18 protein-coding genes are annotated in these 22,482 nt (G+C 74.7%); 6 read left to right on the top strand and 12 right to left on the bottom strand.

Translation table 11 applies throughout. The features are described from left to right. Window positions 1-14: 14 nt before the first annotated feature. The 3 genes from ACF1AK_RS32900 to metH form a co-directional block, all read right to left on the bottom strand. Window positions 15-1,616 carry an ABC transporter substrate-binding protein gene (locus tag ACF1AK_RS32900; RefSeq protein WP_391502488.1) on the bottom strand — a complete coding sequence of 534 codons (1,602 nt, stop codon included), beginning with the start codon at window positions 1,614-1,616 and terminating at the stop codon, window positions 15-17. A gap of 288 nt (window positions 1,617-1,904) precedes the next feature. Further along, window positions 1,905-2,606: an HAD family hydrolase gene (locus ACF1AK_RS32895; protein ID WP_391502487.1), complete on the bottom strand. Its 702-nt coding sequence runs from the start codon at window positions 2,604-2,606 to the stop codon at window positions 1,905-1,907. Between the two features lie 140 nt (window positions 2,607-2,746). After that, the gene (gene metH / locus ACF1AK_RS32890; protein WP_391502486.1) at window positions 2,747-6,256 is read right to left on the bottom strand and encodes a methionine synthase; all 3,510 of its coding nucleotides are present in this window, start codon (window positions 6,254-6,256) and stop codon (window positions 2,747-2,749) included. Window positions 6,257-6,402: 146 nt separating this feature from the next. On the opposite strand from metH, the gene ACF1AK_RS32885 reads away from it, so the two are divergent. Continuing rightward, window positions 6,403-7,503, top strand: a complete 1,101-nt coding sequence (locus ACF1AK_RS32885) for a hypothetical protein (protein ID WP_391502485.1) — start codon at window positions 6,403-6,405, stop codon at window positions 7,501-7,503. Between the two features lie 3 nt (window positions 7,504-7,506). Here ACF1AK_RS32885 and ACF1AK_RS32880 read toward each other — a convergent pair whose 3' ends face one another. Further along, window positions 7,507-8,031 carry an SRPBCC domain-containing protein gene (locus ACF1AK_RS32880; RefSeq protein ID WP_391502484.1) on the bottom strand — a complete coding sequence of 175 codons (525 nt, stop codon included), beginning with the start codon at window positions 8,029-8,031 and terminating at the stop codon, window positions 7,507-7,509. Between the two features lie 328 nt (window positions 8,032-8,359). Here ACF1AK_RS32880 and ACF1AK_RS32875 point away from each other — a divergent pair, with 328 nt between their 5' ends. Further along, window positions 8,360-9,310 carry a PAC2 family protein gene (locus tag ACF1AK_RS32875; protein ID WP_380295576.1) on the top strand — a complete coding sequence of 317 codons (951 nt, stop codon included), beginning with the start codon at window positions 8,360-8,362 and terminating at the stop codon, window positions 9,308-9,310. A 96-nt stretch (window positions 9,311-9,406) separates the two neighbouring features. On the opposite strand, the gene mshC is transcribed toward ACF1AK_RS32875, so the two are convergent. From mshC to ACF1AK_RS32845, 6 genes are all read right to left on the bottom strand, one after another. Further along, window positions 9,407-10,636 (bottom strand): cysteine--1-D-myo-inosityl 2-amino-2-deoxy-alpha-D-glucopyranoside ligase, encoded by a 1,230-nt coding sequence (gene mshC / locus ACF1AK_RS32870; RefSeq protein WP_391502483.1) that lies wholly within the window; start codon window positions 10,634-10,636, stop codon window positions 9,407-9,409. 242 nt (window positions 10,637-10,878) lie between these two features. Beyond that, window positions 10,879-11,745 (bottom strand): carbohydrate-binding protein, encoded by an 867-nt coding sequence (locus ACF1AK_RS32865; protein WP_391502482.1) that lies wholly within the window; start codon window positions 11,743-11,745, stop codon window positions 10,879-10,881. Between the two features lie 141 nt (window positions 11,746-11,886). Next, window positions 11,887-12,804 (bottom strand): helix-turn-helix domain-containing protein, encoded by a 918-nt coding sequence (locus ACF1AK_RS32860; protein WP_391502481.1) that lies wholly within the window; start codon window positions 12,802-12,804, stop codon window positions 11,887-11,889. Between the two features lie 124 nt (window positions 12,805-12,928). After that, window positions 12,929-13,828 carry an SCO1664 family protein gene (locus ACF1AK_RS32855; RefSeq protein ID WP_391502480.1) on the bottom strand — a complete coding sequence of 300 codons (900 nt, stop codon included), beginning with the start codon at window positions 13,826-13,828 and terminating at the stop codon, window positions 12,929-12,931. Continuing rightward, a complete protein-coding gene (locus tag ACF1AK_RS32850) occupies window positions 13,798-14,367 on the bottom strand; it encodes a DUF3090 domain-containing protein (RefSeq protein WP_391502479.1) in 570 nt (189 codons plus the stop codon). The genes ACF1AK_RS32855 and ACF1AK_RS32850 overlap by 31 nt, the downstream gene beginning before the upstream one ends. 170 nt (window positions 14,368-14,537) lie before the next feature. Then, window positions 14,538-15,236 carry a histidine phosphatase family protein gene (locus ACF1AK_RS32845; protein WP_391502478.1) on the bottom strand — a complete coding sequence of 233 codons (699 nt, stop codon included), beginning with the start codon at window positions 15,234-15,236 and terminating at the stop codon, window positions 14,538-14,540. 120 nt (window positions 15,237-15,356) lie between these two features. Between ACF1AK_RS32845 and ACF1AK_RS32840 the strand changes: the two genes are divergently transcribed. Beyond that, window positions 15,357-16,349, top strand: a complete 993-nt coding sequence (locus ACF1AK_RS32840; RefSeq protein ID WP_391502477.1) for a magnesium and cobalt transport protein CorA — start codon at window positions 15,357-15,359, stop codon at window positions 16,347-16,349. Between the two features lie 58 nt (window positions 16,350-16,407). Here the strand turns inward: ACF1AK_RS32840 and ACF1AK_RS32835 are convergent, their stop codons facing one another. After that, a complete protein-coding gene (locus ACF1AK_RS32835) occupies window positions 16,408-17,466 on the bottom strand; it encodes an LLM class F420-dependent oxidoreductase (protein ID WP_391502476.1) in 1,059 nt (352 codons plus the stop codon). 287 nt (window positions 17,467-17,753) lie between these two features. Between ACF1AK_RS32835 and ACF1AK_RS32830 the strand changes: the two genes are divergently transcribed. Continuing rightward, window positions 17,754-18,734 (top strand): aldo/keto reductase, encoded by a 981-nt coding sequence (locus ACF1AK_RS32830; RefSeq protein ID WP_391502475.1) that lies wholly within the window; start codon window positions 17,754-17,756, stop codon window positions 18,732-18,734. Between the two features lie 154 nt (window positions 18,735-18,888). Continuing rightward, complete coding sequence (locus ACF1AK_RS32825; RefSeq protein ID WP_391502474.1) at window positions 18,889-21,012, top strand: ATP-binding domain-containing protein; 2,124 nt, start codon at window positions 18,889-18,891, stop codon at window positions 21,010-21,012. Window positions 21,013-21,216: 204 nt separating this feature from the next. Here the strand turns inward: ACF1AK_RS32825 and ACF1AK_RS32820 are convergent, their stop codons facing one another. Then, entirely contained in the window at window positions 21,217-21,825 is a 609-nt protein-coding gene (locus ACF1AK_RS32820) for a hypothetical protein (protein WP_391502473.1), read from the bottom strand. A gap of 330 nt (window positions 21,826-22,155) precedes the next feature. On the opposite strand from ACF1AK_RS32820, the gene ACF1AK_RS32815 reads away from it, so the two are divergent. Next, the gene (locus tag ACF1AK_RS32815; protein WP_037846781.1) at window positions 22,156-22,365 is read left to right on the top strand and encodes a DUF5703 family protein; all 210 of its coding nucleotides are present in this window, start codon (window positions 22,156-22,158) and stop codon (window positions 22,363-22,365) included. Window positions 22,366-22,482: the final 117 nt, after the last annotated feature.

Below are 22,482 nucleotides of genomic sequence, written 5' to 3'. Positions count from 1 at the left end.
CGTGCCGTGCCGCGCTACTTGCCGGACCGGCCGATCTCCCAGAAACGGAAGAAGCCGGTGGTGTCGACGGTGGACTCCACGCCGGTGATGTTGGAGCGCGAGGTGAAGAACGCCTTGTTCTGGAACAGCGGGACGAGCGGGGCGTTGGTGGCGACGATGCTCTGGATCTGGGCGTAGGCGCCGGTCGCGGCGGCCCGGTCGGTCTGCTTGAGGGTCTCCGGCACCAGCTTCTGGCTGATCTGCGGGTCGTCCCAGCCGTGGTGGTAGGCGCCGCCCTCGACGATCAGCGGGGCGACGTAGTTGTCCGGGTCCGGGTAGTCCGCGAACCAGCCGATCGTGTACAGCTGGTACTTGCCCTCGTTCCAGCCCTTCTTGTAGGTCTCCCAGTCCGGCTCCTGCTGGACGGTGATCTGGAACAGCCCGCCGGCCTCCAGCTGCTTCTTCAGCGCCTCGGGCTCGGCGGCCTCGGCGCGCGAGCGCGACCAGGTGAGGGTGAGCTTGACCGGGGTCTGCACCTTGGCGGCGGTGAGGATCGCCTTGGCCTTGGTGACGTCCTGGTCGCCGTAGCGGTCGAAGAAGGCCGTGTTGTGGCCGGTGACGCCGGCCGGGACCATCGAGTACAGCGGCTGGACGGTGCGCGCGAAGACGTCGCGGGCCAGCGCCTTGCGGTCGATCAGCTGGGCGGCGGCCTGGCGGACGGCGAGGTTGCCGGCGGTGGCGTCCTTGGTGTTGAAGACCAGGTAGCGGGTGTCGTTGCTGTCGCCCTCGACGACGTGCAGGTCGGTCTTGCCGCCCTGCTGGTCGGAGAGGATCTGGGCCGCGGTGTTCGGCTCCAGGCTGTTGTCGGCGAGGTCGACCTCGCCGCTGTCCAGCGCGGACTTGAGGTCGGCCGGCTTGTCGAAGTAGCGCAGGGTGAACTTCTTGTTCCGCAGCTTGGCGTCGCCGGTGTACTTGTCGTTCGGCACGAGCACGACCTTCGCCGGGCCGCCCTTGGCCATCGCCTCGACCGAGTCGATCTTGTACGGGCCGGACCCGATCTGCTTGTCGTTGGGCAGCGCCTTGTCGAGCGGGTAGACCTCCTGGTCGACGATGGCGCCGGCCGGGCCGGCCAGCTTGGCCGGGAGGGTGGCGTCCGGCTGGTTGAGGTGGAAGACCACCTCGCTGTCGTTGGGCGCCTCGACGGACTTGATCGACGACAGCAGCGCCGCCGGGCCGCCCGGGTCGTTGATCTTCAGGGTCCGCTGGACCGAGTGGACCACGTCGGCGGCGGTGAGCGCGTGGCCGTTGGAGAACTTCAGCCCGGTCCTCAGCGTGCAGTGGTACTGGGTGGCGTCCCCGGCGGTGAACTCGCAGGACTGCGCGGCGTCCGGGCTGGGCGCGCTGGAGGCGGCCGGGTAGCTCAGCAGCGACTGGAAGGTGTTGCGCATCAGCAGCCAGGAGCCGGCGTCGTAGGCGGTGGCCGGGTCCAGGGCGGTGGTCAGCGCGGTGGTGCCCATGGTGATGGACTTGTCGCCGTCCCCCTTGACGGCGTTGGTGACCGAGCCGCAGCCGGCCACCGTGGCGGCGACGATTCCGGCACAGCCGAGCACGGCCAGTCGTTCAGCTGAAGTCTTCACGGGTCGCGTCCTTCTGGGTGCGGTCCGGCTGCGACCGCGGGCACGACGGGGGTGCCCGTCAGCGGCGGTGCCTGGGCTCGGGGGTGGAACGAACCCGAGTAGCGTGCCATATCGAACACACACCCCCGGCACCCGCGCAGGTGACGGTTGGGACACGGCCGCGGGGCCCTGGTCAGGCCTGTCCGACGAGTTGTCAGGCAATGCCCGTTTTCTCCCGTGGCGCTCCCCCGGCCCGGCCGCCTCCGTCCGCTTACCGGTGGGTCCTGTCGCTCCGCAATGAGACGACAATCACACTCGCGAGGCCACCAGGGAGCGCAGCAGCTCCAGGTCGACCTGCTCCAGCGAGGAGACCACCAGACGCCCCGGCGCCGGCTCGATCGGCGTCACCGAGGGCACCGCGATCACCGGGCAGCCGGCCGCCTCGGCGGCCCGCACCCCGGTCGGCGCGTCCTCGACCACCACGCAGCGGGCCGGGTCGGCGCCCAGCCGGCGGGCCGCCTCCAGGTACGGGTCCGGGTGCGGCTTGGTGCGCGGCACCTCGTCCCCGGCGACCGAGAACGCGAAGTGCTCGGCGCCCAGCGAGCGCAGCACGATGTCGATGATGTGCCGATGCGAGGCGGACACCAGCGCGGCCGGCACGCCGTGCGCGGCCAGCGTGTTGAGCAGCCGCTCGGCACCCGGCATCAGCGGCACCCCGCCGCCCAGCAGGTCGACGAAGCGCTGGTTGATCAACACGGTCAGGTCGGCCGGCGACAGGTCCACGCCGGTGCTGCTCAGCAGGTGGTCGATCACCCGGGTCATCGGGCCGCCGACCACGTGGGCGCGGTCCTCGGCGCTCAGCTGGTGGCCCAGGTCGGCGAAGAGCGAGAACTCGGCCTGCCACCAGAAGTCCTCGGTGTCGACCAGCGTCCCGTCCATGTCCAGCAGCACCGCCTGGAGGCCCCGGTCGTCGCCGCCGAGGGTCTGGGTGGCGGTGGAGATGGTGGTCATGGCGGGATCCTTCCGTCCGTGCCCGGATCGGCCCCGGGGATGGCACGGGCCGGCCCGCAGGTGAGCGGACCGGCCCGTTCAGGGTCATCAAGAATACGCCCGGGCCGCCCGGATCGGGCGAACGATGCGCGACACGGGCGTTACCGGGCGTTGAAGTACTTCGCCTCGGGGTGGTGGATCACGATCGCGTCGGTGGACTGCTCCGGGTGCAGCTGGAACTCCTCGGAGAGCACCACGCCGATCCGCTCGGGCTTCAGCAGCTCGGCGATCTTGGCGCGGTCCTCCAGCTCCGGGCAGGCCCCGTAGCCCAGCGAGAACCGGGCGCCGCGGTACTTGAGCGCGAACATGTCCCTGACGTCCTGCGGGTCCTCGTCGCCGAAGCCCAGCTCGTAGCGGACCCGGGCGTGCCAGAACTCGGCCAGCGCCTCGGCCAGCTGGACGGACAGGCCGTGCAGCTCCAGGTAGTCGCGGTAGGAGTTGTTCGCGAACAGCTCGTTGGCCGCCTCGGAGATCCGGTTGCCCATGGTGACCACCTGCAGGCCGAGGACGTCGCGCACCCCGGCCTCCTCCGGACGGAAGAAGTCCGCCAGGCACAGCCGGCGCCCGCGCCGCTGGCGCGGGAAGGTGAAGCGGGTCCGCTCGGTGCCGTCCTCGTGGAAGACGATCAGGTCGTCGCCCTTGGAGTTGGCCGGGTAGTAGCCGTAGACCACGGCCGCCTCCAGCCAGCCCTCGGTCTGCAGCCGGTCCAGCCACATCCGCAGCCGCGGGCGGCCCTCGGTCTCCACCAGCTCCTCGTAGGACGGCCCCTCGCCGCTGCGCGCCGCCTTGAGGCCCCACTGGCCCTTGAACAGCGCGTCCTCGTCCAGCCAGGAGGCGTAGTCGGCGAACGGCACGCCCTTGACGATCCGGTCGCCCCAGAACGGCGGCTCGGGCACCCGGTTGTCCACTGCCACGTCGGAGCGGATCTGGCCGAGGTTGACCTCCTCCGGCTCCTCGACCTCCACCCGGGCGTGCCGGCGCTGCTTGAGCTCCGGCAGGACGGCGCCGGGCACGCCGCGCTTGACCGCGATCAGCGCGTCCATCAGCCGCAGGCCCTCGAAGGCGTCCCGGGCGTAGCGGACCTCGCCCTCGTAGATCTCGTGCAGGTCCTGCTCGACGTAGGCGCGGGTCAGCGCCGCGCCGCCGAGGATCACCGGGAACTGCGCCGCCAGCCTGCGCTGGTTCAGCTCCTCCAGGTTCTCCTTCATGATCACGGTGGACTTGACCAGCAGGCCGGACATCCCGATGACGTCCGCGTTGTGCTCCTGCGCGGCGTCCAGGATCGCCGAGACCGGCTGCTTGATGCCCAGGTTGACCACGTTGTAGCCGTTGTTGGACAGGATGATGTCGACCAGGTTCTTGCCGATGTCGTGGACGTCGCCCTTCACGGTGGCCAGCACGATGGTGCCCTTGCCCTCCGCGTCGGACTTCTCCATGTACGGCTCCAGGTGGGCCACCGCGGTCTTCATCACCTCGGCGGACTGCAGCACGAACGGCAGCTGCATCTGGCCGGAGCCGAACAGCTCGCCGACCACCTTCATGCCGGACAGCAGGGTGTCGTTGATGATCTCCAGCGCCGGGCGGGCCGTCAGCGCCTCGTCCAGATCGGCCTCCAGGCCGTTCCGCTCACCGTCGATGATCCGCCGCTGGAGGCGCTCCTCCAGCGGCAGCGCCGCCAGCTCCTCCGCCTTGGACGCCTTGACCGAGGCCGAGGAGACGCCCTCGAACAGCTCCAGCAGGCGCTGCAGCGGGTCGTAGCCCTCCCGGCGGCGGTCGTAGACCAGGTCGAGCGCGGCCTCGCGCTGCTCCTCCGGGATCCGCGAGATCGGCAGGATCTTGGAGGCGTGCACGATCGCCGAGTCCAGGCCGGCCTCCACGCACTCGTGCAGGAAGACCGAGTTGAGGACGACCCTGGCGGCCGGGTTGAGGCCGAAGGAGATGTTGGACAGGCCCAGCGTGGTCTGCACCGCGGGGCGGCGGCGCTTCAGCTCGCGGATCGCCTCGATGGTCTCGATGCCGTCCCGGCGGGACTCCTCCTGGCCGGTGGCCAGGGTGAAGGTCAGGCAGTCGACCAGGATCGAGCCCTCGTCGATGCCGTAGTCCGCGGTGAGCTCGGCGATCAGCCGCTCGGCGATCTCCACCTTCTTGTCGGCGGTGCGGGCCTGGCCCTCCTCGTCGATGGTGAGCGCGATCAGGCCGGCGCCGTGCTCGCGGGCCAGCGAGGCGATCCGGCCGAAGCGCGACTCCGGGGCGTTGCCGTCCTCGTAGTTGACCGAGTTGAGCACCGCACGGCCGCCGAGCGCCTCCAGGCCCGCCCGCAGCACCTCCGGCTCGGTGGAGTCCAGCACGATCGGCAGGGTCGAGGCGGTGGCCAGCCGGCCCGCGATCTCCTTCATGTCGGCGACGCCGTCGCGGCCGACGTAGTCCACGCACAGGTCCAGCAGGTGGGAGCCGTCCCGGATCTGGTCGCGGGCGATCTCCACGCAGGCCTGCCAGTCGCCGGCCAGCATCGACTCGCGGAACTTCTTGGAGCCGTTGGCGTTGGTGCGCTCGCCGATCGCCAGGTACGAGGTGTCCTGGCGGAACGGCACCGACTGGTACAGCGAGGCGGCGGCCGGCTCCGGGCGCGGGTCGCGCGCGGCGACCGGCCGGCCCTGCACCCGCTCCACCACCTGGCGCAGGTGCTCGGGCGTGGTGCCGCAGCAGCCGCCGACCAGCGACAGCCCGTACTCGCGGGTGAAGACGTCGTGCGCGTCGGCCAGCTCGGCCGGGCTCAGCGGGTAGTGCGCGCCGTCCTTGCCCAGCACCGGCAGACCGGCGTTCGGCATGCACGACAGGCCGATCCGGGCGTTCTTCGCCAGGTAGCGCAGGTGCTCGCTCATCTCGGCCGGGCCGGTGGCGCAGTTCAGGCCGATGTAGTCGACGCCCAGCGGCTCCAGGGCGGTCAGCGCGGCACCGATCTCCGAGCCGAGCAGCATGGTGCCGGTGGTCTCCACGGTCACCTGGACCAGCACCGGCAGGTCCACGCCCGCCTCGGCCAGCGCCTGCTTCGAGCCGAGGATCGCGGCCTTGGTCTGCAGCAGGTCCTGGCTGGTCTCCACCAGCAGCGCGTCCGCGCCGCCGGCGATCAGGCCGGCCGCGTTCCGCCGGAAGCCCTCGCGCAGCGTCTCGTACGGCGCGTGGCCGAGGGTCGGCAGCTTGGTGCCGGGGCCGATCGAGCCGAGCACCCAGCGCAGCCGGCCGTCCTCGGCGCCGTGCGCGTCGGCGGCCTCGCGGGCCAGCCGGGCGCCGGCCTCGGAGAGCTCGAAGACCCGCTCGGAGATGTCGTACTCGCCGAGCGCGGAGTGGTTGGCGCCGAAGGTGTTGGTCTCCACGCAGTCCACGCCCACCGCGAAGTAGGCGTCGTGCACCGAGCGGACGATGTCGGGCCGGGTGAGGTTGAGGACCTCGTTGCAGCCCTCCAGGTTCTGGAAGTCCTCCAGCGTGGGGTCCTGGGCCTGGAGCATGGTTCCCATCGCCCCGTCGGCGACCACCACACGGGTGGCGAGTGCCTCGCGCAGCGCGTTCGCGCGGCTCTGCTGGGTGACGGACGGGGTGGCTGCGATGGCCATGGGGCTTCTCCCTGGGTGCGACGGCTGTCGGCTTTGCGAACCCGCTGGATCGGGAACGCACGTGGCCAGGGTATCCGGCCCGCGCCCGGGGGTGACCACCCGTTCCGTATCCTGAGCGCTCGGGCCGGCAGGGGGGAACCAACGGCATGACCGCATGGCGGACGGTGATTCGAGACGGGGTGCGCGGGGCGCTGCGCCGCACCGGGGCCCGGGCGGCGGCGCTGCGGGCCCGCTGGCGCCGCTGGTCGCGGTGGCGGAAGGCGCTGGTGGTGGCGGGTGCGCTGCTCGCCGTGACGGCCGTCCCGGCCGGCTCCGCGGCGCTCGCGCTGCGGCTGCAGTACGCCGGCGACCCCTCCCCCGAGGCCCGCACCCGGGGCCGCGACGCGGTGTGGCTGGGACACGCCTGGGTCGACGGCCGGAAGGGTGACGCCGACATCGCCGCACTCGTCCGGCGGCTGGCCGGCACCGGGATCCGCGACCTGTACGTGCACACCGGTCCGCTGGAGCACGACGGCTCGCTGCCGCCCGCCGTGCACCCCCGGGCGCACTGGTTCACCGACGCCGTGCACCGGGCGCTGCCCGGGATCCGGGTGCAGGGCTGGCTGGGCGACGAGGTGAAGCCGGAGAAGGACGCGCTCGACCTGGAGGACGCCGCCACCCGCGCCCGGGTCACCGCTTCCGGCGCCCAGGTGCTGGACCAGGGCTTCGACGGCGTGCACCTCGACATGGAGCCGATCCGGCCCGGCTCGAAGGGCTGGCTCGACCTGCTGGAGCGGCTCCGCCCGGTCACCGCCGGGCGCGGCGCCGTGCTGTCGGTGGCGGCCCCGCAGATCGACCCGCTGCCGTACCAGCACGACGTGGGCATCGCGCTCACCGGCCACGGCAAGTGGTGGGACCAGGCGTACTTCGCCGCCACCGCGCGCCGGGTCGACCAGATCGCGGTGATGACCTACGACTCCGGCATGCCGACCGCGGGGCTCTACGGCGGCTACAACGCCTACCAGACCGAACTCGCCCTGGAGGCCACCCCGGAGGACGTCGACCTGCTGATGGGCCTGCCGTTCTACTGGGAGGACCAGTGGGGCCACTGGGGGAGCGCCGAGACGGTGACCGCCGGGATCCGGGGCATCCGGCTGGGCCTGGGGCGGTACGACCTGCACCGGCGCAACTTCGGCGTCGGCCTGTACGTGGACTTCGCCGCCACCGAACAGAACTGGGCCGACTACCGGCGCGACTGGGTGCGGTAGCGGCTATCCGGCCATCCGGTGGGCGAGCGCGGCCAGGAAGCGGTGGACGGCGGCGCCCTCGCCCGTCACGTAGTGCGAGACGCCCCGGTACAGCGGCTGGTAAACCTCGCCGCGTTCGGTGACGGTGAGGGTGCAGCCGCCGCCGGCCGCGGTCAGCACGAACGTCCAGGTGCCGCCGTAGGGCAGGCCGGGGTCGGCGATCCCGGTCACCAGGCGGTGCGGGGCCTCGCTCTCCACCACCTCGTGGACGGTGTGCCCGTGCCGGCCGTCCTCCCGCCAGCGCGGGCGGCCGGCGGCGGTCGCGGGCAGCCGCTCCACGTGCGCCACGTCCGGGCGCCAGGCGGGGAAGAGGTCGACGTCGGTCAGCACGTCCCAGACCTCGCGGGGCGGCCGCGCCAGCTCCAGGCCGCCCCCGCTGACGTGCTCCACCGGCAGCCGCCGCCCCGCGGCCCACAGCGCCGCCACCGCCCCGGCCGTGCCCGCCACCAGCGCCGCCGCCCCGGCCCCCGCCCACCGCCGTCCGCTCATCGCCGGCTCCTCGCAGCCGTGCCGCCCGGCGCGGTTCCCTCGCCCGCCTCCGGGCCCTGTTCCCATCATCGCGCCGTCCGCGGGCCGCGGCGCGGGCAGGCGGCGGGCGGCCCCGGATAACCGGTGGATCGTGGCCGCCGCCTCGCACAGACTGTCCCGGTGGCCCGGCGGAACGGCGCTTCAAAGCCCGTAGGCTGGGCAGGTAGGGAACCATGGAGCGAGGCGTTCCATGGGTGACGAGAGGTTCGACCGTCGGCATCCGGCCCGCCGGCGCCCGGCCAGTCCCGGCCGGGCGGGGCGGAAGCGGCCGACCGGAGGGAGACACTGGGTGATCGAGCTGGAAGATGTTCCCGAGTTGATCGACCCGGTGATGGTCTGCGCCTTCGAGGGGTGGAACGACGCGGGCGACGCCGCTTCCGCGGCTCTGGCGCATCTGGACGAGACCTGGGGCGGCAAGGTGTTCGCCGCGCTCGACGCGGAGGACTACTACGACTTCCAGGTCAACCGGCCGACCGTCTGGCTGGACGGCGGGGTGCGCCGGATCACCTGGCCGACCACCAGGCTCTCGGTGGTCCGGGTGAGCGAGCCCAAGACCCGGGACGTCGTCCTGGTGCGCGGCATCGAGCCGAGCATGCGGTGGCGCTCGTTCTGCAACGAACTGCTCGGCTTCGCGCACGAGCTGGGCGTCGAGCTGGTGGTGATCCTGGGCGCGCTGCTCGGCGACACCCCGCACAGCCGCCCGGTGCCGGTCAGCGGCGTCACCTCGGACCCCGAGCTGGCCCGCCGGCTCGAACTGGAGGAGAGCCGCTACGAGGGGCCGACCGGGATCGTCGGGGTGCTGCAGGAGGCCTGCACGCACGCCGGAGTGCCGGCGGTGACGCTGTGGGCGGCGGTTCCGCACTACGTCGCGCAGCCGCCGAACCCGAAGGCCACCCTGGCGCTGGTCAACAAGCTGGAGGACCTGCTGGACCTGCGGATCCCGCCGGGCGAGCTCGGCGAGGACGCCCGGGCCTGGCAGCTGGGCGTGGACCAGCTGGCCGCCGAGGACAGCGAGGTCGCCGAGTACGTCCAGCAGCTGGAGGAGGCGCAGGACACCGCCGAGCTGCCGGAGGCCTCCGGCGACGCGATCGCCCGCGAGTTCGAGCGCTACCTGCGGCGCCGGGAGAACGTGGGGCCGACCGGCGAGAAGCCGGTCGCCGGGCACGCCACCGCGGAGCGGCCCGCCGATCCGGAGCCGCCGTCCGCCCGGGAGAGCCAGGACGGCGCCGAGGAGGAGTGAGCCGGCCCGGCCCGCGCCGGACGGACGACGAAGGGGCGCCCGGGACCGCACTGGTCCCGGGCGCCCCTTCCGGTGCCCGCTACGGGGCCGGGTCCGTCACAGGGCCACGCCGAGCAGCGCGTCCACGGTGCGGGTGACCAGGCCGGGGGCGCCGGTGTCGTCGCCGCCGCCGGCCTGCTGCGCGGCCGCCCAGCGGTCCACCGCGGCCAGCGCGGCGGGCGCGTCGAGGTCCTCGGCGAGCGCCGCGCGGACCTCGGCGAGCAGCTGTCCGGCGGCCGGCCCGTCCGGGCGGGAGACGGCGGCGCGCCAGCGGGCGAGCCGCTCGACGGCCTCGTCGAGGGTGGCCTTGGTCCACTCCCAGTCCTCGCGGTAGTGGTGCGAGAGCAGGGCGAGGCGGATCGCGGCCGGGTCGACGCCCTCGCGGCGCAGCGCCGAGACGAAGACCAGGTTGCCGCGGGACTTGGACATCTTGTGGCCGTCCAGGCCGACCATGCCGGCGTGCACGTACGCCCTGGCGTACGGGTGGCCGCCGGTGGCGACCTGGGCGTGCGAGGCGCCCATCTCGTGGTGCGGGAAGGAGAGGTCGCTGCCGCCGCCCTGGATGTCGAAGGACATGCCGAGGTATTGCAGCGCGATGGCGACGCACTCGATGTGCCAGCCGGGGCGGCCGTGGCCGAGCTCGGTGTCCCAGGCGGGCTCGCCGGGGCGGGCGGCCAGCCAGAGCAGGGCGTCCAGCGGGTGGCGCTTGCCGGGGCGGTCCGGGTCGCCGCCGCGCTCGGCGAAGAGCGGGGCCATGGCCTCGCGGGTGAGGCCGGAGACCTCGCCGAACCGCGGGTCGGACCCGACCGAGAAGTAGATGTCGCCGTCCAGCTCGTAGGCGGCCCCGCTCGCCAGGAGCTTCTGGACCAGCGGGACGATCCAGGGGATGGACTCGACGGCGCCGATGTAGTGGGCCGGCGGGAGCAGCCGCAGCGCGGTCATGTCCTCGCGGAAGAGCGCGGTCTCGCGCTCGGCGAGGGCCACCCAGTCCTGGCCGGTCTCGACCGCGCGCTGCAGCAGCGGGTCGTCGACGTCGGTGACGTTCTGCACGTAGAGGACGTCGTGGCCGGCGTCCTTCCACACACGCTGCACCAGGTCGAAGGCGTTGTAGGTGGCGGCGTGGCCCAGGTGGGTCGCGTCGTAGGGCGTGATGCCGCAGACGTAGATCCGGGCGGTGCCGTCCTGCGGCACTACCTCCCGGATGCCTCCCGTCGCGGTGTCGTGGATACGGAGGGGGAGCCCCTGACCAGGCAGGGCGGGAACCTCGGAGGCGGGCCAGGCATGCATGGCATTGACTTTAACCGTGAGAACATTTGAAAGCCTAACCAGTCGCCAAGATCGACTGGATTCGCTTCCCCGTGCGGTCCGGACCGTCCCGGATCGACGGTGCCCGGCGCCGTCGGGCGCCGGGCAACGGCCCGGGTCCGCCCCGCGCACGGCCTCGCGGGGCGGACCGGGCGGACGGGCCGCCCGGCCGGCCCTGCCGCCGACCGGGCGTCCGTGACCCTCCGGTCACACGGCCGGAGCCGCTACAACCGCTGCCAGAGGGCCGGCACGTTCGGCGGCTCCCACCCGACGAAGGCGGTGTGCGCCTGGAGGCACACGTAGGAGACGCCGGCGTAGGTGACGCGGTCGCCCGCCTTGTAGGCGGTGCCCGCGGCCCAGGTGCCGCCGCCGGTCTGGGTCGGCGTCGGCGTGGTGGGCGTGGTGGTCGGGGTGCCCGACGAGGTCGGGGTCTGCGCCACGTTGAGCACGAAGTCGTACGTGCCCTCCTTGGCGGACCCGACCTGGCGGACGTTCATCAGCAGCCGGGCGTCGTAGATGGTGTCCGTGCTGTTGCGCGGCTCGCCCGGGAAGTACAGCTGGGTGGTGATCACCGGCCGGCCGGGCGCCTGGAGCTTGACGTGGATGTGCCGGGTGCGGCCCGGGTAGAGGCCGGGCACGATCGTGGTGAGGCTGAAGGCGCCCTGGGCGTTGGTGAACTGGTGCCCGCGGAAGGTGAAGCCGACGTTGTCGTAGTCACCGTTCACGTCGGCCTGCCAGAAGTCCATCAGGACGTTGCCGATCGGCTGGCAGGCCCGGCCGAAGACATAGCCGCTGACGGTGAGCCGGGTGCCCGGGGTGCTGTCGGTGATGAGCGAGGTGCGCAGCGGGGAGTTGGGCTTGAAGTAGGGCCCCTCGGTCTGCTCGATGGTCGGGGCGTCGCCGTCGTGGCACTCGGGGGTGAGGTCCAGCAGCTCGCCGCTGCCGACCCGGTCGCGGGCCAGCGCGACGCCTCCGCCGACCAGCAGCGGAGCGGTGCCGAGCACGGCGGCGGCCCTGAGGACGGTCTTGCGGCTGATCCGGCGGTCGATCGGACCGTCCGTCCCGGTGAGAGGCTCTTCGGACGCGGGCATGCGCCGACTCCTTCGGTGTGAGTGTGGGGGATCTGGTGGTTCTGTCCGGGGACGGCCCTTGCCATGGTGGGGGCATGACAAGGACCGGGCCGGCGGGCCGCCCGCTCGCGCCGGGCGGTCCGCCGGTGGCCAGCAGTCAAACTACGGGCCGCCAGGAGCCGCCGCGATGGACGTGATCCGGGGATCGTGGTGATTTCCTCCGACCTTCGCCCGGAACTCCCCCGGCGTCATCCCGGTCTCCCGGCGGAAGAACCGGCAGAAGTACGCCGGATCGCCGAATCCGGCCTCCCTGGCGACCTGCCGCACCGTCAGTTCGGTGCACGCCAGGAGCCGTTTGGCCTCCAGGGTCTGCTGCTGGCGGATCAGCCGCCCCGGGGTGCGGCCGGTCGCCTGCTTGACCATCGCCTGCAGGTGGCCCGAGGAGACGCCCAGCTCGTGCGCGCAGGACGCGACCGAGCGCTGCACCCCGCCCGGGGTGGCGATCAGCCGGGTGAAGGCGGCCGCGAGGTCCCCGGTGCGGCCGGGCAGCGCGCCCGGGCCGCCGGGCGAACAGGCCCGCAGGGCGCGCACCACGAGGATGTGCAGGCTCGCCCGCAGCACGCCCGGGTAGCCGGCCGGGCGGGCCCGGTACTCGGCCTCCATGTCCGCGAGCAGTCCGGCGATCGGGGCGGCCTGTTCACCGAGGCGCACCGCCGGGCGGGAGGCCAGGGTGCGCAGCGCGGCGAGGTCCTGCGGGTGGGAGAGCAGGAAGTCCTCGTTGAACAGCACGACCTGCCCGGTGAGGTCGTCCGCGTCCGCCCAGTAGTGCACCTGGCCGGGGGCGATCACGCACAACTGCGGGGGCTGCACCGGCCGCTGGACGAGGTCCAGGACGTGGGCGCCGCGCCCGCCGGTGACGAAGACGATCTCGTAGAAGGCGTGCCGGTGGGGGAAGCCGGCCCGGGACAGCGGGCCGATGGCGTCGAAACTGCCGATCGCGAACGGGAGCAGATGCGGCAGCGGGACCTGGAGGCGATGCAGCGGCAGGTCCAGGTGGGGGGTGGTCCGTCGCTCGTCCATCGTCGCAGTGTGGGGCCCCGGCGGGGCACCGGTCCAGACCATTACCGGCTGAGCGGGCCGGTGGACCGTCGGATCCGGGGGGCGGCCCGCCTTCGAACCCTCGGTCCGGCGGGCCGCCCGGCCGTCAGATCGGCGGCCAGGGGATGGACGGCCAGTCCTCGGAGGGCAGCGGATGGGTGCCGGTGGCGAGCAGCGCGGCCACCCGGGCCCGGGCGGCGTCCAGCTCGGCGGCGGTCAGGTGCGGGGCCAGCCGCTCCCCCAGCGCGCCGTCCAGCTGCCCGGCCAGCCCGGCCAGCACCTCGGCCGCCTCGGCGGGCAGCGGCTGCCCGGCCCAGCCCCAGAGCAGGGTGCGCAGCTTGCCCTCGGTGTTGAAGGTGACGCCGTGGTCGATGCCGTAGAGCCGGCCGTCGGCGGCCGGGATCAGGTGGCCGCCCTTGCGGTCGGCGTTGTTGAGCACGGCGTCCAGCACCGCGAGCCGGCGCAGCCGCACGTCGTCGGGGTGGACCAGCAGCGCGGTGCGCCCGTCGCCGACCTCGGCCCGGACGATCGGCAGCCAGCCGTCCTCGGGGCCGCCCGGGTCCTGGAGCGCGAGCAGCGGGGCGGCGTGCGGGTCGGGCTCCACCCACAGCTGCACCATGCCGGGGCCGTGCGGGCCCTCGCGCAGCACGGTGGGCGGGACCAGGCCCCAGCCGGTGGCCGCGGACAGCTCGTAGGCGGCCACCTCGCGGCCGGCCAGGGTGCCGTCGGGGAAGTCCCAGAGCGGGCGCTCGCCGGCGACCGGCTTGTAGACGGCCTGGGCCGCGCGGCCGTCGGCGGCGGTGACGGTGCAGTAGAGGGCCGCGTTGGAGGCGTCGGTGAGCCGGCCGTGCACGGTCAGCGCGCCCTCGCGCAGCAGCCGCAGCGCGCCGGGCGCGTCGGCGGCGAGGGCGGCGGCCTCGGCCGGGTCGGACCGCGGCGGCTCGGGCGGCTCCGCGGGCCGCGCGGCCGGCGGGTTCAGCGCCGGTACCCGTTCGCGCGCGGGCACAGGTGGCCCTCCGGGTCGAGCGGCAGGTTGCAGAACGGGCAGGGCTTGCGGCCGGCCGCCACGAGGTCCAGCGCCCGCTTGGCGAACACCCGGGCCATCGCGCCGGACAGGCGCACCCGCAGCATGTCGGGGCCGTTCTCGTCGTCCTCGAAGACGGCGGCGCCCTCGTCCCCGCCCTCCTCGTCCTCGACCAGCGCCTGGGCCTCGACGACCAGGCAGCCGTCCACGCTGTCCCAGGCGAGCGCCATCGTGCCGACCCGGAACTCCTGCTCCAGCGGCAGGTCCAGCGGCGCGGTGTCGAGCAGGTCCTGCGGGGCGGCGGCCGGGATGGTGGCCTCGCCGCCGCTGCGGCGCAGCGCCTCGTCGAGGACCTCCTCGATCCGCTCGGCGAGCGCGGCGACCTGGGTCTTCTCCAGCAGCACGCTGGTGATCCGCCCACGGGCGCTGGCCTGTAGGTAGAACGCCCGGGCGCCGGGCTGGCCGACGGTGCCGGCCACGAACCGTTCGGGCTGGTCGTAGAAGAAGACCTGACGGGTCACGCTCTCGCTCCGGGTCGTATCGATCGTCGTGGGCGTCCGCGGACGCCGCTGGGGTCGGTCGGGGGTCGGGGCTGGGTGGTCCGGAGCGCCCGGGCCGGCGGCGCGGGCACCCACTGGTCACCCTACGACCTCCGGGGCCGCACCGGGGAGCCGAGGCCCGGACGGAGGGTTCAGGCCGTCCCGGTGGAGCCGCCGACGACCGCGTCCCCGCTCCGGGCGCCCGGGGCGGCGGGCCGCGGGGCGAGCGCGGCGAGGTCGCCGGTGTCGCCCATCCGCAGGACGAAGGGCCGGCGCGCGGTGTAGCGGATCGCGGTGACCGAGCAGGGGTCGACGTTGATCCGCTGGAAGTGGTCGAGGTGCAGGCCGAGCGCGTCGGCCACCACCGCCTTGATCACGTCGCCGTGCGAGCAGGCGAGCCAGACCGCGTCCTCGCCGTGCTCGGCGGCGACCTTCTCGTTCCACTCGCGGACCGCGTTCACGGTGCGGTGGCTCAGCTCGCGCAGCGACTCGCCGCCGGGGAAGGCGGCGGCCGCGGCGTGGTCCTGGACGGTGCGCCACAGCGGCTCCTCGGCCAGCTCGACCAGCGGCCGGCCGGTCCACTCGCCGTAGTGGCACTCGCCGAGCCGCTCGTCCAGCGCGGGGCCGGCCAGGCCGGGGCGGGCGGCGATCAGCGGCTCCAGGGTCTGCCGGCAGCGCTCCAGCGGGCTGCTGACCACCTGGGCCAGCGGGACCGGGTCGAGCCGGCCGGCGAGGGCCGCGGCCTGCGCGCGCCCGGTGTCGTCGAGCTCCACCCCGGGCGTCCAACCGGCCAGGATTCCGGCGGTGTTCGCGGTGGAGCGGCCGTGGCGGACGAGCAGCAGGGTGGGCATGGGGCCTACCCTACGGCCTTCCGCGCCGGGGCGGGCCGGCGCCCGGGAGCCGGACCGGGGCCGGACCGGGGGGCGTGCCCCCGTCGCGGCGGATGTTTCGGACCGGCGCGAGAGGTGACAATGGCCCGCATGATCGTCCACTGCGCCATCTACCGCGACGGCCGACCGGTCGCGACGCCCGCGGACCCCGCCGGCAGCCTCGCCGCCGCGCGGAAGGCGGGCCCGGGCGGCTTCGTCTGGATAGGCCTGTTCGAGCCCACCGCCGAGGAACTCGACCGGGTCGGCGCCGAGTTCGGCCTGCACCCGCTGGCCGTCGAGGACGCGGTCGGCGCCCATCAGCGCCCCAAGGTGGAGGCGTACCAGGACTCGCTGTTCGTGGCGCTCAAGACGCTCGGCTACCACCCCGGCGGCCACGCGGTGACCAGCGGCGAGGTGATGCTCTTCGTCGGCGAGGAGTTCGTGATGACCGTCCGGCACGGCGCCGACAGCCCGCTGGGCACCCTGCGCGCGGAGCTGGAGCAGCAGCCGGAGGTGCTGAAGTTCGGGCCGAGCGCGGTGCTGCACTCGGTCTGCGACCGGGTGGTGGACGGCTATGTGGACGTCGCCGTCGGCATCCAGGCCGACCTCGACGAGCTGGAGGCGGACGTCTTCGCCCCCGGCCGGGTGGGCCGCGACATCGCGAGCCGGATCTACGGCTACAAACGGCAGCTGGTGACCGTCCGCCGGGCCACCGGGCCGCTGGCCGACCCGATGCTGCGGCTGGAGCGCGGCGGCGTGCCGTACGTCCGGGCCGAGGCGCTGCCCTACCTGCGGGACGTCTCCGACCACCTGGCCCGCACCAACGACCAGGTGGAGGCGATGGACCGGCTGCTCTCGGACATCCTGTCGGCCAACCTCGCGCAGGTCAGCGTGCAGCAGAACAACGACATGCGGAAGATCTCGGCCTGGGCGGCGCTGGCCGCCGTGCCGACGATGATCGCCGGCGTGTACGGGATGAACTTCGAGCACATGCCCGAGCTGCACCAGCCCTGGGGCTATCCGGCGGCGGTCTCGCTGATGGTGGTGGTCTGCGTGCTGCTCCACCGGGTGTTCAAGCGGCACGACTGGCTCTGACCCCCCGGCCCGCCCACGGCGGGGCGGGCCGGGGCGGGCCGGCGGCGGGGCGGCGGCGTCAGGCGAGGCCGGCGCGCTCCAGGGCCTCGACGCCGGTGCGCAGCGCCGTGATCCGCTCGTCGAGGGTGAACCCGGCCGGGGCCAGGGTGAGGGTGGTGACGCCCGCGTCGGCGTAGGCCTGCATCCGGTCGGCGATCCGGGCGGTGCCGCCGATCAGCGAGGTGGCGTCGATGAGCTCGCGCGGCACGGCGGCCGCCGCGCCCGCGTGGTCCCTGGCCAGGTAGCGCTCCTGGACCTCGTCGGCGGCCTGCTCGTGGCCCATCCGGCGGGCGAGCTGGTTGTAGAAGTTCTTCTCCTTGCTGCCCATGCCGCCGATGTAGAGCGCCGTGTACGCGCGCTGCGAGTCGATCCCCGCCTCGATGTCCTCGCCGACGGCGATGGCGACGGTCGGGCAGACGTCGAAGCCCTCGAACTCCTTGCCCGGCTCGGCCCCGGCCTTGGCCCGGCCGGCCTTCAGCGGGTCCAGCGAGAGGGCGGCGTGCGCGGGGTCGAAGAAGATGCCCAGCCAGCCGTCGGCGATCTCGCCGGTCTGCTCCAGGTTCTTCGGGCCGATCGCGGCGATGTACAGCGGGATGCGCTCGCGCACCGGGTGCACGGTGAGCTTGATCGGCTTGCCGGGGCCGCCGGGCAGCGGCAGCGTCCAGTGGGCGCCCTCGTGGACCAGCCGCTCGCGGGACATCGCCTTGCGGATGATGTCCACGTACTCGCGGGTGCGGGCCAGCGGCTTGTCGAACTTCACGCCGTACCAGCCCTCGGAGACCTGCGGGCCGGAGACGCCGAGGCCCAGCCGGAAGCGGCCGCCGGAGAGGGTGTCCAGGGTGGCGGCGGTCATCGCGGTCATCGCCGGGGTGCGGGCCGGGATCTGGAAGATGGCCGAGCCGACGTCGATCCGCTCGGTCCTGGCGGCGACGAAGGAGAGCACGGTGGCCGCGTCCGAGCCGTAGGCCTCGGCGGCCCAGCAGACCGCGTAGCCGAGCCGGTCCGCCTCCTGGGCGACGGCGATGTTGTCGGCGTCCATGCCGAGTCCCCAGTAGCCGAGGTTGATGCCGAGTCGCATGGGCACTGCCTTCCAGTCGGGTTGCTCGGGAGCGCGACGACGCGTCCGCGCGACATGCTACTGGCCAGTAGCGGTGGTGCGGGTCACATTCCGACCCCCGGCCGCCGTGCTCCCGTCCGGTGCCGCCGACGATGATCGTCCTGCGGGTCTGCACACCTGCCCGTTCACCGGCCGCTACGCTCAGCCGACGTGGGGCGCCGCGTCCCACCTGCGGGTTTGCCCCCCGCGCGCACGCCGCCCCGCAGCGTTGTGCCACCGCACCTTCGGCCAGTGAGAGGGCCCGTCCGATGGAAAAGCGTCACCTCGGCCGCACCGGGCTGCAGGTCTCCCGGCTCGGCCTCGGCACCATGACCTGGGGCCGCGACACCGACGAGCAGGAGGCCGCCGAACAGCTCAAGGAGTTCGTCGACGCCGGCGGCAACCTCGTCGACACCGCCGACGTCTACGCCGACGGCGACGCCGAGTACCTGCTCTCCCGGCTCACCGAGAGCCTCGTCCCCCGGTCCGAGCTGGTCATCGCCACCAAGGCGGGCAGCGTACCGGCCTGCGGGCGCCGCTTCGACGGCTCGCGCGGCCATCTGCTCGCCGCGCTCGACGCCTCGCTGCGCCGGCTGGGCACCGACTACGTCGACTTCTGGCAGGTGCACGCCTTCGACCCGGCCACCCCGGTCGAGGAGACCCTGAGCGCCCTGGACATCGCCGTCTCCTCCGGCCGGGCCCGCTACGTCGGGGTCTGCGACTTCAGCGGCTGGCAGCTCGCCAAGGCCGCCACCTGGCAGCACGCCCACCACGGCCGGGTCCCGCTGGCCGGGGCGCAGCTGGAGTACTCGCTGCTCCAGCGCGGCATCGAGCGCGAGGCGCTGCCCGCCGCCCGGGACGCCGGGGTCGGGCTGCTGGCCGGCTCCCCGCTCGGGCGCGGCGTGCTCACCGGCAAGTACCGGCACGGCCTGCCGCAGGACTCCCGCGGCGCCTCGCCCTCGCTGTCCGGATTCGTCCAGCCCTACCTCGGGGAGCGCGCCCGGCGGATCGTGGACGCCGTCGCGACCGCCGCCGACGGGCTCGCCAGCAGCCCCCTGGCGGTCGCGCTCGCCTGGGTCCGGGACCGCCCCGGGGTGGCGAGCGCGCTGGTCGGGGCCCGGACCGCCGGGCAGCTGCAGGCGGCGCTGTCGGTGGAGGCGCTTACGCTTCCGGAGGAGATCCGCGGTGCGCTCGACGACATCTCGGCGCCGGTCCACCGCTACCCCGACCAGGGGTGGAGCGAGCTGTGAGGCCCGTCCGACCCCGCGACCCGGGCCTGCCCGAACCGACCGACCGCCGGACCGGCCGCCCCGCGCGGCCCCGGACCGGCCCGACCCGGCCGACCGCCCGCACCACGGGCGGGCGGCGCCCAGCATGTGGAGTTGAGCTTTTGTGGAGCGGACGATGACGGACGCGGAGAACGGCGCTCCGGAGGAGACCCCGGCGGGTGCGGGCGTCGTTCCCGGGCAGGCGTCGCCTGAGCCGGAGGCAGCGGGCGCGCCGACGGGCGGACCGGCGGATGCCGGACCGGCCGACCCGGCGGACCGGGCCGCGGCGGTCGCAGCGCTGGCGGAGCGGGTGCGGTCGGTCGGCCGGTCCGCCGGGGGCGCCGACGCCCCGGCGCCCGGGGGCCCGGCCGCGGGCGCGCCCGCCGGTCCGGTGACCGACGAGCAGCGGGCCCGGGCGCTCGCGGACACCGCCGCGGTGCTGGCCGAGGGCGGCGCCCCGGCCCAGCTGGCCGGCGTCGCCGTGGCGGTGTTCGGTGACGGCGCGGCCGGGCAGCTCCGCGAGGACCCGTGGGCCGTGCTCGCCCTGCCCGGCGTCCGCCCGGAGCACGCCGACGGCTTCGCCCGCGGCCTGCTCGGCCCGGCCGCCGGCCCCGGCGACAAGCGGCGCGCCCAGGCCCTGGTCGGCTGGCTGCTGGAGCAGGCCACCCTGCGCGGGCACTCGGCCCTGGAGGTCGCCGAGGTGGCCGCCGGGCTGGAGCGCCTCGGCGTGCCGGACTCCGCCGCCGCCATCCAGGCCGCCGTCCTCGACGGCCGGGCGATGCCGTTCCAGGAGGAGCTCACCGGCGCCGAGGCGCACGCGGCGGGCGGGGGCGACGAGGACGAGCCGCCGACCCGCACCCTGCTCGCCCTGGAGCGGCTGGCGCTGGCCGAGGAGAGCCTGGCCGACGGCCTGGTCCGGCTGATGTCCACCTTCGTGCCCGGCGAGGACCCGGCGGAGGGCGCCGGGGAGGACGACGGCGCCGATGACACCGACGCCGACGGCGACGCCGGTGAGGAGCCGGAGGCCGCGCAGGCCGCCGAGGAGGTGCCCGCCGCTCCCGGGCCGGCCGCCTGGGAGGCCGCCGCGGCCGCCGCCCCGTCCTCCTCCGCGACCGCCCTGGTGCGGGCCGCCGCCGAGAGCGCGCTCGTCCTGCACACCGGCGGCGAGGCCGCCCGCGCCGAACCGGCCGCCCTGCTGGCCGCCGCGGCCGGCCTCGGCCTGCGGGCCTGGGCCGTCACCTGGACCGACCACGGCCGGGACACCCTCGCCGCGCTCCCCCCGCTCGCCGACGCCGCCGCCCCGGCGCCCGTCGCCACCCTCGCCGACCTGCTCGCCGGCGCGGCCGGCCCCGGCCGGTCCGCCGACGGCACGCTCGCGCTGGACGTGCTGATCGTGCTGGACGCCCCGCTGCTGGACGTCGAGCTGGCCGCCACCCTGCTGGAGTCGCTCGCCGACGGCACCCGCCTGGTGCTCAGCGGCGACCCGGGCCAGCTCTGGTCGGCCGGCCCCGGCCGCTTCTTCGCCGATCTGCTGGCCGCCCGGGTCTGCCCGGCCGTCGCCTCCCGCACGCCCGACTTCGGCCCGATCGGCGAGCTGGTCTCCGGCGTCGGCATCGGCGAGCTCCAGCCGGTCGAGGCGCCCGGCAAGGAGGTGGTCATCCTGACCGCCAAGGACGGCGCCGAGGCCGTCCACCGCGCCCTCCAGCTGCTCACCGACTCCATCCCGCGCGCCCTCGGCATCCCCTCCGAGCAGGTCGTGCTGCTCACCCCCGGGCACGGCGGCGCGGCCGGCACCCGGGCGCTGAACGCCGCCGCCAAGGCCCGGCTCAACCCGGGCCCGGGCCGCTTCGGCGGCTTCGACCCCGGCGACCGGGTCGCCGACTCCCCCGCGCCCGGCCACACCCGGCCGGCCCGGGTGGTCGACGGCGACGCCTCCGGCCTGCACCTGGAGTACCCCGACGGCTCGCGCCGCACCGTCCCGCCCGCCGAGGCCGGAAAGCTGCGGCACGGCTGGGCGCTGACCGTCCACCAGGCGGTCGGGCGGCGCTGGCCGGGCGCGGTGGTGGTGCTCCCGGACGACGCGGGCGCCGCGCTCACCCGGCAGTGGGTGTACACGGCGTTCGGCCGTGGCGAGCGTCACCTCTCGGTGGTCCACGCCGCCGGACCGGCGCTCCCGCAGGCCGTCGCCGAGCGCCCGGCCGCTGCCCGCACCACCCGGCTGCGGGCGATCCTGGCGGAGAACGCGGCCGAGTCCTCCTGACCTCGGGCCCGGGTACCGGAACGGCCGGAGGGCCCCCACGGACGCGTGGGGGCCCTCCGGCCGTCCGCGGGCCCGACGGGGGCACCCCGCCGGGCCCGTCGTCCCGTGCGAGGAACGTCCGGAACCATGCGCCCGGGGCACCGTCGCGCGGCGCCCGCCCCCGCCGCCCCGCGCGACGGGCGCGCGGGGGCCGGGGCCGCGGGGTCAGTCGTCCGGGTCCTCGTCGTCGTAGACCTCGCTCACGTCGAAGCGGCAGATCAGCAGCTGCGGGTCGGCGTGCTCGAAGGGCTCCGGCAGCCACTCCCCCGGCTCGCTCGGCTCGGCGGCCGCCACCCAGAGCGTGGAGTCGGCCTCCTCCAGCCCGAACTCCTCGCTGCGGGCGGCGATCTCGTCCGGCTCGAACTCGCCGAACAGCACGCCGATCGCGGCGTTCACCCCGCCGCCGTCCTGGCCGCCGCCCGGGGTCAGCGAGTCGTCCAGCCGCTCCGCCTGCGCACGCAGCCGCTTCGGGTCGACGACGTGGTAGTCGCGGCGGATCAGCACGCTGATCGCCTCGGGCTGTTCGGGGCCGTGGTACCCGCCCGGGCCCTCGTCGCCGGGGACCTCGAAGGGGGTGACCTCGTCGTAGACCTCGTACAGGAGTTGGTCGTACGCGATGGCCGCCGTCGCGAGCTGCTCGTAGGCGGTGGACACAGCGGAATCGTCCGCTGCGCTGTGGCTTGACACCGCTTCCAGATGACGGTCGATGGCGGCCTTGACCGCCTCGGCGGCGGCGCGTACCTCGGCAATGGTGGGCTGCGCGGCATCAGACATGGAGCAGACGCTATCTCCCCTCGGTGCCGGTACGCACAGCGGTTGTCACCTACACCCGCGATTTCACCGCAACTTCCCCCGCGATGTCCGTTCCGCGTGGTTCTGTCCCCCGGGGTGCCGCCCTGCCGCGCGCGCCCGGCGCCCGCGCGTCCGTCCGCGCGGGCCCGTCCGGGTGCCGCTTCGCCCGGCGCGCCGGGGGTATGCCGGCCCCAGGGGCAACGGAACTGATGCGCTGTCAGTGCGGCGCGCGCCGGGCGGCCGAAAATACCCGGGCCCGTTGCCGGAGGCAGGCCGTAGGCTTGCTCGCAGGCGTCCCACAGGAGGAGCGTTTTGACCCCACCGAAGCCCGTCCGGCAGCCGGAGTACGAGTACCAGTCGCTGCGCATGCCGCGCGGAACGTCCCGCAACGCGGCACGCCAACTACTCACCGATCATGCCGAGTACGGGCACTGGGAGCTGGACAGGCTCCGCCTGTTCCCGGACGGCAGCCGCACGGTGCTGCTGCGCCGGCGGATCATCCGGCAGGTCAGGAGCTGGTGACGGCGGACGCGCGGGGGGGGGGGCGCCCCCCCGGGCGGGGGGGGGGGGCGGGCGGCCCGGGGGGGGGGGGCGGGCGGGGGGGGGGGGGGTGGGCCCCCCCCGCCGGCCCCCGCGCCC

This window comes from Kitasatospora sp. NPDC015120 (genome assembly GCF_043080305.1).
GTDB lineage: Bacteria > Actinomycetota > Actinomycetes > Streptomycetales > Streptomycetaceae > Kitasatospora.
This window is presented reverse-complemented; position numbering and strand designations above follow the sequence as displayed.